The sequence below is a fragment of the Aureisphaera galaxeae genome, assembly GCF_028561275.1.
In the GTDB taxonomy this organism is placed as follows: domain Bacteria; phylum Bacteroidota; class Bacteroidia; order Flavobacteriales; family Flavobacteriaceae; genus Aureisphaera; species Aureisphaera galaxeae.
The window spans coordinates 113,704-128,472 of record NZ_JAQQTF010000018.1 but is presented as its reverse complement, the minus strand read 5'-3'; the positions used below and the strand labels follow the sequence as shown (position 1 = coordinate 128,472).

The window sequence follows — 14,769 nt, the reverse complement described above, 5'->3', positions numbered from 1 at the left end:
AATTGAATTGCAATGAACAGACTCATCCCCATACTTATCATTTTTGTGGTTTTCGATATCTACGCTTTTCAGGCGTTCCGTACCCTTTTTAAGCAATCTTGGGTAATGTGGACCTATATCGCGGGATCCCTGTTGGTATTGGCCTTATTTATATATCAGTCTATGAACTTACAGTCGGTACGTATGGCCAATGCGTCGCAAATGTATATCATGGGAGTAGTCGTGGCCGTCTATTTGTCCAAGTTCTTCTTATTGGCTTTCATGCTGGGGGAAGATGTTGTCAGGCTTATTGTGGCGACCTTTCAGAGAGTGAGTGGAGCTAGCGATAGCTTTCATCTTCCTTCCCGAAGGAAATTCGTAAGCACCATTGCCTTAGGGCTGGCGGCGATTCCCTTTACTACCTTGCTTATTGGGATGGTTCGTGGAAAATATAATTACAAGGTATTGCAGTATGCGTTGGAGTTCGACGACCTACCTGATGCGTTCGATGGTTTTACGATTACCCAAATTAGCGATGTGCATAGTGGAAGTTTCGATAATGCCGACAAGGTTTCCTATGGCATCGACCTTATTAACAAACAACAAAGCGATATCATCCTGTTTACTGGGGATTTGGTAAATAATATTGCGGAGGAAATGGGTCCTTGGAAGCAGTATTTCTCCAAACTGAAAGCAAAGGATGGGGTCTATTCTGTACTTGGAAATCACGACTACGGGGATTACGTTTCCTGGAATTCTGAAGAAGCGAAGAAAAAGAACCTCGAAGACTTAAAGAACTTACAGCGTGAAATGGGCTGGGATCTGCTGCTGAATGAAAATAGAACCTTCGAAAGAAATGGAGAAACGATTCGTTTGATCGGGGTCGAAAATTGGGGCGCAGGGCGCTTCAAAAAAGCTGGGGATCTTGAAAAGGCCATTCAAGGAGTGGCCAAGGATGAATTTAAAATATTGATGAGTCATGATCCTTCCCATTGGAGGGCAGAGGTGGTTCCTCACCCTTTTCCATTTCATCTCACTTTAAGTGGGCACACCCACGGCATGCAGTATGGGGTGGAAATTCCGGGACTCTTTAAGATTAGTCCTGTAAGTCTACGGTACAAGGAATGGGCAGGGATTTACAAGGAAGCCAATGAATTTATCAACGTAAATCGTGGCTTCGGATTTATCGGCTATCCCGGTCGTGTAGGAATTTGGCCAGAAATATCTGTCATTACCCTGAAAAAGCGTCGGAATACCGCATAATTGGCGGGAAATGTTATATTTGTATCAACCAATTATTCATATCTATGTCCAAATTTGGCGAATTAATCGAAACACATGTTCCCGTGTTGCTGGATTTTTATGCAGAATGGGATCAAGCCTGTAAGGATATGCACCCTGTCTTAAGGGATGTAGCTGCCGCACTGGGAGATAAGGCGCGTGTGATTAAAATTGATATCGATAAAAACTCCGAGCTTGCCGAAGCCCTTAGGGTAAAGGGATTACCTACCCTGATGATCTACAAAAATGGGGAGATGAAGTGGAGGCAGAGCGGAGAACAGGATGCCAATACACTCATCGGATTGGTTCAAGAGTACGTATAAATCCATTTTGGCGTAATCCATAGCTTTTGGTCTTTAGCAGTACCGTTTTTCTTTTTCTTTTTTTGCCCATTGTCTTAGCGGCGTATTTCATTTCGCCCAAGCGACTTAAAACACTCATACTTTTTCTGGCCAGTTTGTTTTTCTATGCCTGGGGAGAGCAATTATTGGTGATCATTATGCTCACCTCCGCAGTGGTCGACTTTTTTGCTGGGCAGCTTATTGAAAAGGGATTTCGAAAATTAGGTTTGGGAATGTCCATTGCCACCAACCTTTCACTCCTTGGCTTCTTTAAGTATTTCAACTTTACCTTCGATAATTTTCATGCCATTTTAGACGGATTTGGCTATACCGGGGACTTTTTCGATACCCTGCCTACCATTGCATTGCCCATTGGGATAAGCTTTTATACTTTTCAGACCTTATCCTATACCATAGATGTCTATAGAGGGAAGGTGCCCGCGAATCGCAATTTTGTCGATTTTGCTTGTTACGTAACCATGTTTCCTCAATTGGTGGCAGGGCCAATTGTTCGGTATGCCGATATCAATGATCAACTAAACAATAAGGAGATATCTTTCTCTAATTTTCATAAGGGAGTCGAGCGATTTATTATTGGGCTATCCAAAAAAGTGTTTATAGCCAATACATTTGGCGCTATTGCCGATGGAATTTTTGCAGAAGATATAGGCAATTTGTCTACGCCAATGGCATGGTTGGGAATAGTAGCCTACAGTTTTCAGATTTACTTCGACTTTTCGGGCTATAGCGACATGGCCATCGGGCTCGGGAGGATGTTTGGATTCAAATTCTTGGAAAATTTCAACTACCCCTATATTTCAAAAAGTATAAAAGAGTTCTGGCGCCGCTGGCATATATCGCTTTCCACTTGGTTTAGGGATTATGTATACATTTCATTGGGAGGAAATCGATCCGGAAAGTACCGAACCTATGTGAATTTGTTTATCGTTTTCTTCGTAACGGGCCTATGGCACGGAGCTAGTTGGAATTTTGTGGTTTGGGGATTATTTCATGGGGTTTTCATTGTCATTGAGCGAGTTGGGTTCGACGCTTGGTTATCGAGTCGCTGGAAGCCCATTCAACATTTTTATACCCTATTGGTGGTTATCATAGGTTGGGTGTTCTTTAGGGCAGCCGATCTCTCTACTGCCCTGTTGTACCTCAAGAAAATGTTTGTGTATTCGTCCGGAGAGGTATCGCTTAATAGCTACCTCGCTTACCATCACCTAACCCCACGAACATTGTTTTTTGTTCTAGTAGCGGTAGTGTTCTCCATGCCCGTATACAAGTTTCTTGATGATAAAGTATTGCCCGAAAGAATACCCCTACTACGACCTGTTGTATTTTGTTCCCTTTTTGTGTTGTCCATTGTTTATATAGGTTCCGAAACGTATAACCCTTTCATTTACTTTAGATTTTAATATGGAAATGAACAGGGTCATAACAGTTGCCTTTTTTATACTCGTGCTGGGTGGTGCGGGCTGTGTGCAATGGCTGGATGTTGCAGATAGGGAGAAGGATAAAGCTTCGGGGACACTGCTTCCTCAATACGTTTTGAAACAGAAGGATGAGAAAGGCTTATTGAATAAAGCCAAAAGCCATTATCGAAGTGCAGTACAATTCCGAAGGGACCTAGACAAGTTTTATACCCAGGATTTTGTTTTCAAGGATGAGGTTTTTTATATCTACAGTGGTATTCAATCTAATGTATTTAAGGCCAACCCCATTCCCGATAAAACCGTTGCTGGGATCGACGGGTGGCGATTTTTAGGGGATAGTTACTCCAATGTCGTGAAGGAATCCATAGGGATTTCAGCCTTTACTCAAGAAGAGGTAGATCTAATCGTGGAGCGACTGCGACGTAAACGGGATTGGTTAAAGGAACGAGACATTGCCTATTATGTAGTTATGCCTCCCAATAAACATACGGTGTACCAAGAATATTTGCCTATAGATCGTACAAATGGCTTAAACAGACGTGAGCAGTTGGATGCTGCATTGCGGCCTACTTCGCTTAACTGGTTGGATTTGTCCTCGTATTTGCCCTCAGATCATAGTCCCTTGCTTTATTATAAAACAGATTCGCATTGGAATCATTATGGGGCTTTCTTGGGCTATCAAGCGATTGCAAATCGTATAGCAAAAGACTTTCCTGAAGTAACTCCCCTTGCGTTCGATGATTTTAAAGTTACTACGGGGCCCTTTCCTTTGGGTGATTTAACCGATATGCTGAAAATGGAGAGTAATGAAACCTCCGTTTATTTTGAGCCCAAGGAATCTAATTTTAAAAAGATTCCTTCCCAACTTCCCATTCCCGATTATTTTACGTCCTATCCTTCCAATTACGAGCGAAGGTATGTATGCGAGGGAAAACCGCTTAAGGTATTGGTGTTATGCGATTCTTATAATACACTTCTAAGGGAGTATCTTAGAGAGACATTTGGGGAGACGGTCATGTTGCGCTATAGTAATTTTGATGAAGATGTGATAGAAAAGGAAGCGCCCGACATTGTAATCCGTGAATTGGTAGAACGCAATATTGAAAGGTTATTGACTAATTAAAAGGCAATTTTATTACAGTTCCATCCTTCTTTATCAATGTGTTCCAAGACTTTGGGAAGTGCATGCCTTAATCGTTCTTCTGCCTTTAGGCTATCGTGAAAGACAACGATACTTCCCGGTTTCATGTGGTCGCATACATTCTGAAAGCACAGTTCTTTTGAAACCGAAGGGTCGAAATCTGCGCTAAGTACATCCCACATAATGATATGGTAGCCTAAGTTTCGAAGTGCCTTCGATTGTTCGACCCGGATCTTGCCATAGGGTGGGCGAAAGAGTTTCGATTTCTTTAGCTGTAAGGTTTCTTCAGCTTTCACGGTATTTTCAACATATTCCCGGGTTGGGGTTTTCCAGCCATTGAGATGGTTGAAGGTATGGTTTCCTACGCTATGTCCTTCAGAAAGGATTCTTTGAAAAACATCCGGGTGCTTTACTGCATTGTCTCCAATACAAAAGAAAGTCCCCTTGGCTTGGTGTTTTTTCAGGGTATCCAGTACCCAAGGGGTAACTTCGGGAATGGGACCATCATCGAAAGTAAGGTATACTTCCTTTTTGTTATTGGGCAATCGCCACACCCGCTTCGGAAATATCCGTTGTAAGAAGCTTGGCGTTTTTACCCGATATGGTCGCATGTTATTCGGTTGAGTCTACTTTTAAGCTGTCCTCCCTTAGCAGTGAATCTAAAAATTGTTCGGTTAGTTTTTCCTTGCGAAGGAATTCTTCATCGATATCGATGCCCAAACGGGCAAAGAACCCTCTAAAGGTATTTAAATGATTTAAGAATTTCTCTTTTTCTTGTTGATAATAATCGGAATCGTCATAGGTATATACCAATTCGACCAAACTTTCATACTGATTCATCTTGGTATAGATTTCCTCGATCATATCGCCTTGTTCGCCCACAGTCATTGCACCATAGTAAGCTAGGAATTCTTGATGTTTTTTGGAGGTTTCTTCAAATACCTTACGTGCCTTTTCCTTATTATCGATTTCATAATATTGCTGCACAAAGGGTTCTAGCAACGAATAGTATTCGAATAGGGTCACAGGCATTTTTTCCATCGCCAGATCAAGCACTTGCTCGGCTTTTTCCTTTTTGCCTTCCTTGATAAGGGCTTCGGCCAAGCGGGCCAAATGACTTCGATAGGTAATACCGTTTCTACGTGTTTCGGTATCGTGATAAATGTCTGGGTTACCACTATTCCCCCAGTCCCAACTCATAACAACGTCGAACATTTTATCGGCATCTATTCTACCCATGTCGAACGGGTTTCTAGGGTCTACCGGAGTGCGGATAGGAACAAGTTTGTAGGCGACTCCATCCAATTGTAGATAGTCCTTCATCCAAAGGTAATCGTCATCACCAAAAGCACCCCCACTGAAATAAATAGGGCGTTCCCAGTTGTTGTTGGCGATTATATCTAACATGAGCAAACGATTCTTATATACAAAGTCTCCTCTTAGGGTGATATCTATATAGGGAACGATTTTGTCGGCATCTTTTTGTGCCACTATGCCATTTCTAAGCACGGCTTCTTTATCCACGGGAATTCGAATCACTTTGGTAGGGAATGAACTGATCAATTGTCCGCTGTTCAGTTCTACTTTGGTTGCAGGATTGTCACTTCCGGCCCAATTCATCCATGTTTTAATGTCGACGGTGTCTTCTTTGGTTTCCATAAACGCAATGACGTCCCGCGTTCCGTAGGTATACTTATCATGGGTAAGCTGTGAAGGAATGGGGTCACTGGTAAATGCCTTTTTCTTCATATCATCGATATACCAATCCGTTTGGAACAAGCTTGTATTGACGATACGGACGTCCTGCCGATATTCTTCAATATTTTGCTGGTACCAAAGGGCAAAGGTGTCGTTATCCCCAATGGTGAACAGTATGCTGTTTTCGGCACAGGAATCGAGATACATGCGCCCCATAGAATTGGCGGTGCGTCTTCCTGAACGATCGTGGTCGTCCCAGTTTTGGGTAGCCATAAGCACAGGAGCTGCTAAAAGGGAAATTCCCAATGCCACTGGGATAGCGGTTTTGGGTTTTATATACTCTTTTATAATTTCATAAAAGGCATATACTCCGTATCCAATCCACATGGCAAAGACGTAGAAAGAGCCTACAAGGGCATAATCCCGTTCCCTAGGTTCGTAGGGCCGCTCGTTGAGGTACACCTTAAGGGCGAGTCCTGTAAAAAGGAACAGTACCAATAGTACCCAAAAACTCTTGGAATCGTTCTTGGCATGAAACACGAGTCCTAGGATTCCTAATATAAGGGGTAAGAAGAAATAGGTGTTTCGTGCTTTGTTATCGGCCATATCGCTAGGAAGGTTTTCCTGCGATCCCAACCGCAATTCGTCCAAGGGTTTTATCCCGCTGAGCCAATTTCCGTTAAGCCTATCTCCTTGTCCCTGCACATCGTTTTGCCGTCCTACAAAGTTCCACATAAAATAACGCCAGTACATATAACTGAACTGGTGTTGAAACATAAAGGTAAGGTTGTCCCAAGCGGAAGGTTTTTTAATATCTAAAAAGGGTCCAAACTGTGTTAGGAATTCATTGTAATCTTCTCCATCTACCAATCCTTCGGCATGGGCTTGTTTAAATTTGTTTACCTCTTCTACCAAACGTTGTTCACCCCGATATTGATATTTTATACCGAACTCCAAACCGTTGGTGTGTTCAAGATAATTGGCATTGTGCTCTAAACTCCACATCCTAGGAAGAAACGCTTTTTGGGCATCGTCAGTGTTTTGTCCAGCGTTTTTCCATTCGTTTACAACCACATATTTCCCGGTTTTCAGGTCTTTTTCGTATTTGGGTTTGTCATCCTTGTATGGATTTTGGGCATCCAGTCCTACATAGGTCTCTGTAAATTGAGGTCCATAGAACAAATGGGTTTCTGGGTACTGCTCTCTATTATAATAAGCCAACAATTCCCTGGCGTTGTTTGGGTTGTTCTCATTAATCACAGTTCCCGCATTGGCCCGAATTGGTAGCATGAGCCAGCTCGAAAATCCGATGAAAATAAAGAGTACACAGAGCAACAAGGTGTTATACATAGCATATCCATGTTTGCGGGTGTACTTAAGGCCAAAATAGAACAGCGCAATAAACAGCATTCCGGCAATAAGAGTACCGGAGTTAAACGGTAGCCCTACGGAATTCACGAAGAACAATTCTGACGCACTGAAGAACTTCATGGTCATCGGCAATAGTAGCTTAAAGATGAATAGTAGGATAGCTACGGTAACGATATTTGCGATGATGAAATTTTTAATGGTAATGGTCTTGTACTTTTTGAAGAAATACAAAAACCCGATAGCGGGTATAGTAAGCAAGGCCATAAAGTGAACCCCAAAGGAAAGCCCCACGATAAAGGCAATGAGAATTAACCAACGATCTCCCCGGGAAGTGAACATTTCACGTTCCCATCGCAGTCCGCAATAGAACATGATGGACATGAGGCAGGCTGCGGCCGCATATACCTCGGCTTCGACCGCACTGAACCAAAAGCTATCGCTGAAGGTAAAGGCCAATGATCCTACGGCGGCACTTCCGAGGATAGCAATACTATTGTTTTTATTGATTTCACTGTTTTTGGAAACAATGTTGGTAAGCAACATGGTGAGCGACCAGAACATGAAAAGTATGGTAAATGCACTGGCAAAAACCGACATGAGGTTTATGGTAAGGGCGATACTATCGGAGTCCATAGCGAAAATGGAAAAGAAGGCTCCAAGCAGCTGATAGAGCGGTGCTCCTGGGGGGTGTCCCACTTCAAGATTACTCGCTGTGGTAATATATTCTCCTGCGTCCCAAAAGCTTACAGTGGGTTCTACGGTGAGCCAGTAGGTTAGGAGGGCAATGGTAAAAACGGACCATCCTATTATCTGGTTCCATTTTTTGTAATTGAAATCGCTCATGAAGGGTTCCTTATTTTGGTTGAGGCGAATTTACTAATTATATGGCAAGCGGAGTGATAAAAATTTACTAAGGGGTGGTGAAGTGGTTGGGAATTTGAGGAAAAATAGGGTGGAATTTGGGACTAGACCCGAAAATTTCAATTTTCTATGGAAAATTAGGGAATAGAGGATGTCATTTTTCTGAAAATTTGTTTGTGTGTACCGAAGAATGTTTTAAATTTGCGCCCACATTATGGTATTGGCCCATGGTGTAACTGGCAACACGTCTGATTTTGGTTCAGAAGAGTCTAGGTTCGAGCCCTAGTGGGCCAACAACGAAACCCTTAGAGTTTACAAGCTCTGAGGGTTTTTTTATTTACATGTAGATCCAAAATCCCTTGTTAATGAAGAAGAAATTAAAAAACGATTTACTTTAGTGGGTAGAAACGCCCTGATAGATTAATTATAAAAAGTGACTAAATGAAATCTGAATTAAAAATTACCGATCATCTAGCATTAGTAAGAAGTAAATTGGCGAATGAAAGAACTTTTTTAGCTTATTTTAGAACCTTCGCTGTGCTTATAAGCTCAGGCTTTGCCATAGTCAAAATTGAAGCTTTGGAGAACTTACGGGAATTGGGCTATATTTTTCTACTTGTATCCATTTTGATAATCCTTATTGGAACGATTCGCTTTTTTTATGTTCGGAAGAAATTGCGAAAGATGTCAATATGATATACAACCGAGCACAATTGTGCATTCAATTTCTTTTATTTAATTCTGTTTCAATCAAAAAGATGGTCATAAAATGTAGATCCTACCCAAAAGTTCAAAACGTTTTGTCCTTCATTCATAAATAGAATTTATGTAAGTCCGGAATGTCCTTTCGCAACGGTAAAGGAAATAATGCTGCCAACTCCTTTTTTGGATGCCACCTTAATTTCCCCACCAAGATTCAGAACCAATTCCTGAAAAATTGTTAATCCCATACCGCTTTCTATACCAAGCTTTTTACCATTGCATGTTGCTGGGTTGGGGGTGGAGGGAAAAGTTTCTAGGTAGGCTTTTGGAATGCCGGGACCATTATCTTGAACCCTGAACAGATAATAGTCCACATTGTTTTCGAGCGTAATATTAATAATGGGTCGACTTTTGTCGTTGTGTTTTATGGCGTTGGAAAGCAAATTGATAAGTATTTGTTTTAAGGCTGCCTTATGGGTAATGATTTTATCGACCCCAGACCGAAAGTTGATAGAAATGGTTTTATCTCCCTTAAACATGGATTGTAGACTTTCAATCAATTCTACAACATCAATGAGTTCCTTCATATTGTTTTTTTTACATGAGGTAAGAATCTCATCTATGTAGCTACTAAGCGATAGCGAGGTTGCCTTTAAGTATTGCATATATTCTTGGTTCTCACTACTGTCATTATTGTCTATGCCATTTTCAAGAAGTTCTATCAACTTGACAATTTGGCCTAATGGAGTTTTTAAATCATGTGACACGATACCAGCAAATTGCTCGAGGTTTTTGTTTTGTTTCTCAAGCGATGTTTGGATTTGCTGAAATTCAAAATTTCTAAGTCGTTCTTCAAACAAACCCGTGATTTGCTTTGAAAAATTGGATAAAGCGTTTTCTTGTTCATGGGTTAGTAGTCTTTGTTGAATATCACATATGGTTAGCTCCCCAAGGCAAGTTCCGCTCGAATCCAATATGGGGATTACAGCCAAACATTTTAAGCCATATCTAGAAAGCAAAGTGCTTTTCGCAAATCTTTTGTTTTTGTGTGCGCTTTCAACCAGAACATGTTGATTTGGATTGTTGTTCCATAAGCATACAAATTCAAGCTCATCCTCAAGCCCATTAAAAGCGATTCCTCTGTGGGATTTAATTGCATTTTTATGGCCATGCGCCAAATCAATAATAGCCCCGGCCGAATTGGAAATATGTTTGGCTACGGTAGTCATGTTTTCGAAGATGGCATCGGGTAAAGTGTTCAGGTGTTTGAATTTTTCACGATTAGAATGAATCAACTTGCCTTTAGGTTCTTTCAAAATAATGGGTTGTGTAATCATAGTCATATTATTTAAACGTAAGACGGGATATTTCTCTAGCGGTGTATGGCATAACTTGCCGAGGCAGGCATTTCTTTTATAAATTCAATTACTTTTTTTAATTCCTTGATAATTGCATTGATAGTTTTCATAGTCACGATGTTTAAATTACTGACGCAAAGTAACTATGGAACCTACTGAAGAATCGCAAAAACCTATGTTAGAGCGAAAAAATGGCTTTAAAAAGGAAAATTTCGGATCAAGTAAAACGAGCTATGTACGATAAGTTTGGGGTTTTGGCTATTCCCACCTACTTGCTGTCTGTTCGTTTTTTTGTGTTTCGAAGTGCATTGTTAAAGTGAATCACATACGTAGCGTTAAAACCGAAGTTTAGGTTGGGGTTCTTGAAATTGAAATTATTACGGGTTTGTGTGATAAAGGTGTCTTCAACCATATTTACTGCATTCGTCAACATAAACTGCAATTGTACATCACTGAGTTCCCAATTCACCCCAAGCGCAAAAGGGCCATAGGTGTTAAATGACTCAATTGGATTAAACGTGGCATAATACTCTGAAACTACGGCAACATGCAGTCCTAATTTATATCGGGCACCAAAACCCATGGCGAAAAAGTTATTTGGATCTTCTGTTGTTAACCCAAGGCTCTTATGTACGTATGTAGGTGCAACTTGAACAGAAAAATTGGACGAAACCCTTCTCGAGATAAGAATTTGGCTGGTGAAAGAAAGCCGGTCATTGAAGTCATCATTTATGGCAGGATTTGGTATCCCTGAGCTGTTATAACTTCCGCCTTGGAATAATGTAATATTAAAAGGGAAAGGATCATCTCCTCCCTGTTGGTTAAAGAGAGAATACTTTAGATATCCATCGAACAATCCATCAAATGTGGTACCGCCTATACCCATAGACAATCGGTCACTTATTCCATACTCGAGGGCGATTCTAGTGCTTAGTTTATCGGCTGCAAAACTCTGGGATCTAGGTTCTGGTGTATTCCAAAATCGATTGGCTGCAAAAACTTCAAGGACCCCTTTACTTCGTGTTTCGGTAGAATGCCCAAAGGCAATTCTAGTCATTTTAAAAGTGGCAGGAACATAGCCAATTTCACTTTTTTGCTCATTGTCGAGAATTTCTAGAAGATCCTGGCTATTAGAGTTAAGTACAACTCCCAATAGCAGTAAGCAAACGGTAAAGATATTCTTAGTTCTCATAAGGCTGGAATTCAAATCGGAAGTTAACTTCAATTCGGTCGGAGATATTTTCAGATAACAAGGCAGGTATTTTTATGTCATAATCTGCAACAAGTGTCTCAAAAGTTCCTGTAAGGACATATTTGCCGTTATTATTTTCAATTTTTGTCTTAATGCTAAGTTCGTTAGGTACACCATGCATAGTGAAGATTCCTTCGATCATTTTAATTTGTTCTCCTTGTTGATTGGGGTCAAAATCTATGATCTTCCCTTCAAAAACACCTTTGGGGTAAAGATCCGATTCCACATAGCTTTCATTGAAGTGTCCCTTCATCAGTGCCTTTTCAAAAACAAAGGCATTCATGAGCATACTAACCGCAATACTCCCATCTTCCATATCGATAATACTTAGTACTTGGTTATTGTCGGCTTGAATATTTTCAACAGTAGTGTAGGAAAAAAAGGAAACCCTCCCTTGCCGGGCAATAATCTTCTCGTTAGTATCCGGTATCATTGAGGTCGCAATCAATAATAAAGCAAAAAATTGTTTAATCATGATTGGTTGGATAGGAAATTATACAATTCAATAAAATTACGTCGTGAAGAAATCCTTTTAAAATGCCTTTTACAGTAATAGCCTGCCCTACTTTTAGAGAATCGATAAGCGCTCTTTGACTTTTCTGCATATCACAGATCACAGATTTTTTTCCTGTGCTATTGCCCTTTACTATTATGGTTGTCCGATTGTTTAGGTAGTTTACTTCCTCCACAAAGCCGCTTATGGCAATGACGTCACCGATTAAATGAGAACTATTGTCGCTTTCGTCCGTTATTAATTCATCTACAAGAATTGAGTTGACGGTGCTTGCGTCGCTTACTCTTTGATCCGGATCAAGTTGGCACTTAATGAGGGTAGTTGTCGTTAGCAGTGAAAAGACTACAGCGACTCCGATAAAAAGTGTTTTGCGTTTCATGTCCTGTTATTTCTTAAAGCACTCCATTAATCCAATTAATTGAATTTGCTGTTTTTAGAAAATTTAGGACCCTAAAGGTATGCAAAATTTGACCTTTAGGATCCCGTTAATCAAACAAACCTCAACTATAAATTAATCGATAATAGAAATTGTGCCGGTCATTAAACCATGAAACTCACAATTGTAAAATAATGTGTCTGGGGCGTCTGTAGGTACCGTAAAACTAATCACACCTTCGGATGCTCCGTTATTTGAAACTCCATCATTGTATGTATTGCTGGTTCCCGTTCCTTGAACATCTTTAATGAGAAAAGGATGTCCTGGAGCATTGATCACAAACTCATAGGTCTTTCCTCTTTGTAATTCAAGATTCGGGTTTTCTTCAGCAAACGATTCGAAAACATAGGAAATCCCTCCATTGTTGGTTACTTGAAAGGTCTGCTCTATGATGTCGCCTGGGTCTTGTGGGGCTTCCTCAATTTCATTGTTCAGTATGGGCCAAATACCGGCTTGCGGAAAACCTACACCAAAATTTTCACCTCGGTTTTCATCTCCACCAAAGTAATAAAGAGGCCATCCTCGGTAAGTGATTTGTGTTCTTCCAAAGACATCGATAACCGCGAATTCTGATTCATCCATTACACTAGGAAGTGCGCCAATTTGGGGGCCAAAAATGGGCCATACTCCATCATTGGAAAAGTCCTCGGCTGTGAAATTGTTAACCCCGTTGGTATCATTAATAAAACTATACAAGGTGTTACCGCGATCGTCCGTAAAGTAGAATGTTTGTTCTTCACCAGGCTCGTATTGACTAGTAAGATTGGTTACAACTCCATCCGCATCGCGTCCGACCAATTGATTTCTTACCAGCATCAATGAATAATCAGGTTTAGCTACGAACCAAACTCCGCCAGCTCCATCACCGTTTATTTGATTGGCTTCCGTATCGCTGGCAAATAGGTAAAGTGGCCAACCTTTATAAGTTGTTTGGTTTTGACCATCACCTCGGGTAATTGAATCGAAATCGGCAGGATCCAGGCCTGAATCAAGCGTAAGGTCTTCTGAGAAAAAGATGGGCCATGCGTCAACGCAGCCTCCAACGCAATTGGAATCTCCTGTTGCGTCGGGAGCAAAGAAGTATAAGGTAAATCCATCTGCATCGGTCAATACATTTCCAAAATTGGAATCATTTCTTAGGCGTATCGAATTTAATTCTTCGGTAGTAGGGTTCGTGGTGTCGGCATTATCGGAATCGTCTGTACTACAACTGATAATGCTAAAAATTGCGAACGTTAATAAAAATAGCTTTTTCATTTTAGTTTTTCTTTTTGTGTTATTTATGTAATTAGAATTCAAATTGTTATTCTTTGTGTTGCTAATGAATGAGTTCTTCAAAACCAAGGTCTCCAAGTGCATTAAGAGCACATGATAATGCGTGACTGGTATAGAAGTGAAACAGGATCAACTTATCTTGTGGAAAAGGTCTTACCCGTTCAATTCCTTCAAGGCCTTCTAAGGCAGTTTTGATTTCGACACTTTCATCGGAACAAAACCATGTTTCAATCGGAACGCGAGCTAAAAAAGGGGGTGTTGTTGCTATCATGATATCAAAAAACGCGTGAAAGATTAAATCCAAAGAAAATATCTCCTTCTCCCCAATCGCCAGTGCCCTGACCGAGAAAACCGTTGGTATTCATTGGTTGGGCGTTGGTGAAGTGGAGTTGAAAAACATGGCCGCCGGTTTCAAGATCAAATCCTATAGAGAGCGGATCATTGAAGGGTGATGTTTCCGCACGGTTAAGATGTAAGCCGTAATCAAAGTTGATAGACACTCGTTTGGTGAGCTTGTGCCTTCCTCCAAATCCGATAACATACTGAGAATTATCCTGCTCATTTATAGCTACATAATTATCATGAAAAAAAGTAGGCATGAGCTGAAGTGAGAAGTTTTTGTTGAACTTCTTGGAGATAAGTAATTGGGTGGTATACCCCAATCGGTTTTCAAATTCCAGACCGGGTAAAAAGTCTTTGTCCAGTGCGGTATTTATCAAAATATTACTGGAACTAACCACTGTAAACGGAGCTCCTCCTTTTCGCTCACGGACAAGCCGTAACTTGAGTGAGGCTTCATATATTTTCTGAAACGAACTGCGTGATATTCCGACATTTACTCCATCGGAAATTCCATAGATCAAATTAAGTCGAGTTACTGCCTGATCAAGGCCAAAGAAATCGCTCAAACCTGTTTCAAGAGATCCAAACCTGTGAGAAACTACAAAGTAGAGTTCCTTCTTGGAAACCATTTTGGTAGATTCGAAATTCACGATTTTAAGTCCTTTGAAAGCAGCCGATTTATAATCTTCGATCTGCTCGGAGTCTATTTCGGACAACAAATCGTCCTGTGCCGATACTGCGGCTGTTAATAGAGAAAATATAAATACTAAGTATTTCAT

14 protein-coding genes and 1 tRNA gene are annotated in these 14,769 nt (G+C 40.8%); 6 read left to right on the top strand and 9 right to left on the bottom strand.

All coding sequences use genetic code 11. From position 1 onward, the window contains the following. Positions 1-12 precede the first annotated feature (12 nt). The 4 genes from POV27_RS17675 (at position 13) to POV27_RS17660 (ending at position 4,163) form a co-directional block, all read left to right on the top strand. Positions 13-1,242 (top strand): metallophosphoesterase, encoded by a 1,230-nt coding sequence (locus POV27_RS17675; protein WP_272864121.1) that lies wholly within the window; start codon positions 13-15, stop codon positions 1,240-1,242. A gap of 44 nt (positions 1,243-1,286) precedes the next feature. Then, entirely contained in the window at positions 1,287-1,583 is a 297-nt protein-coding gene (locus POV27_RS17670) for a thioredoxin family protein (RefSeq protein ID WP_272864120.1), read from the top strand. A 62-nt stretch (positions 1,584-1,645) separates the two neighbouring features. Continuing rightward, on the top strand, positions 1,646-3,022 hold the full coding sequence (locus tag POV27_RS17665) for an MBOAT family O-acyltransferase (protein ID WP_272864119.1): 1,377 nt from the start codon (positions 1,646-1,648) through the stop codon (positions 3,020-3,022). 7 nt (positions 3,023-3,029) lie between these two features. Beyond that, positions 3,030-4,163, top strand: coding sequence for an alginate O-acetyltransferase AlgX-related protein (locus POV27_RS17660; protein WP_272864118.1), 1,134 nt, complete (start codon positions 3,030-3,032; stop codon positions 4,161-4,163). On the opposite strand, the gene POV27_RS17655 is transcribed toward POV27_RS17660, so the two are convergent. Together POV27_RS17655 and POV27_RS17650 are read right to left on the bottom strand one after the other, a co-directional pair. Then, on the bottom strand, positions 4,160-4,792 hold the full coding sequence (locus POV27_RS17655; RefSeq protein WP_272864117.1) for a polysaccharide deacetylase family protein: 633 nt from the start codon (positions 4,790-4,792) through the stop codon (positions 4,160-4,162). The two genes, POV27_RS17660 and POV27_RS17655, sit on opposite strands and share 4 nt — an antisense overlap. Before the next feature lies 1 nt (position 4,793). Beyond that, complete coding sequence (locus POV27_RS17650; RefSeq protein ID WP_272864116.1) at positions 4,794-8,093, bottom strand: glycosyltransferase family 117 protein; 3,300 nt, start codon at positions 8,091-8,093, stop codon at positions 4,794-4,796. Positions 8,094-8,332: 239 nt separating this feature from the next. On the opposite strand from POV27_RS17650, the gene POV27_RS17645 reads away from it, so the two are divergent. Both POV27_RS17645 and POV27_RS17640 read left to right on the top strand, forming a co-directional pair. Further along, positions 8,333-8,405: transfer RNA gene (locus POV27_RS17645), tRNA-Gln, on the top strand. Between the two features lie 147 nt (positions 8,406-8,552). Then, positions 8,553-8,807, top strand: a complete 255-nt coding sequence (locus POV27_RS17640; protein WP_272864115.1) for a DUF202 domain-containing protein — start codon at positions 8,553-8,555, stop codon at positions 8,805-8,807. 128 nt (positions 8,808-8,935) lie between these two features. Here POV27_RS17640 and POV27_RS17635 read toward each other — a convergent pair whose 3' ends face one another. The 7 genes from POV27_RS17635 to POV27_RS17605 form a co-directional block, all read right to left on the bottom strand. Further along, a complete protein-coding gene (locus tag POV27_RS17635) occupies positions 8,936-10,150 on the bottom strand; it encodes a sensor histidine kinase (RefSeq protein WP_272864114.1) in 1,215 nt (404 codons plus the stop codon). Positions 10,151-10,439: 289 nt separating this feature from the next. Beyond that, positions 10,440-11,363 (bottom strand): DUF5777 family beta-barrel protein, encoded by a 924-nt coding sequence (locus POV27_RS17630; RefSeq protein ID WP_272864113.1) that lies wholly within the window; start codon positions 11,361-11,363, stop codon positions 10,440-10,442. After that, positions 11,353-11,898, bottom strand: coding sequence for a YceI family protein (locus POV27_RS17625; protein ID WP_272864112.1), 546 nt, complete (start codon positions 11,896-11,898; stop codon positions 11,353-11,355). The genes POV27_RS17630 and POV27_RS17625 overlap by 11 nt, the downstream gene beginning before the upstream one ends. Further along, positions 11,891-12,316, bottom strand: coding sequence for an OB-fold protein (locus POV27_RS17620; protein ID WP_272864111.1), 426 nt, complete (start codon positions 12,314-12,316; stop codon positions 11,891-11,893). Before POV27_RS17620 ends, POV27_RS17625 begins: the two co-directional genes overlap by 8 nt. A gap of 132 nt (positions 12,317-12,448) precedes the next feature. Further along, entirely contained in the window at positions 12,449-13,630 is a 1,182-nt protein-coding gene (locus POV27_RS17615; protein ID WP_272864110.1) for a hypothetical protein, read from the bottom strand. 61 nt (positions 13,631-13,691) lie between these two features. Beyond that, positions 13,692-13,919 (bottom strand): hypothetical protein, encoded by a 228-nt coding sequence (locus POV27_RS17610; protein ID WP_272864109.1) that lies wholly within the window; start codon positions 13,917-13,919, stop codon positions 13,692-13,694. A gap of 4 nt (positions 13,920-13,923) precedes the next feature. After that, the gene (locus tag POV27_RS17605; protein ID WP_272864108.1) at positions 13,924-14,769 is read right to left on the bottom strand and encodes a DUF5777 family beta-barrel protein; all 846 of its coding nucleotides are present in this window, start codon (positions 14,767-14,769) and stop codon (positions 13,924-13,926) included.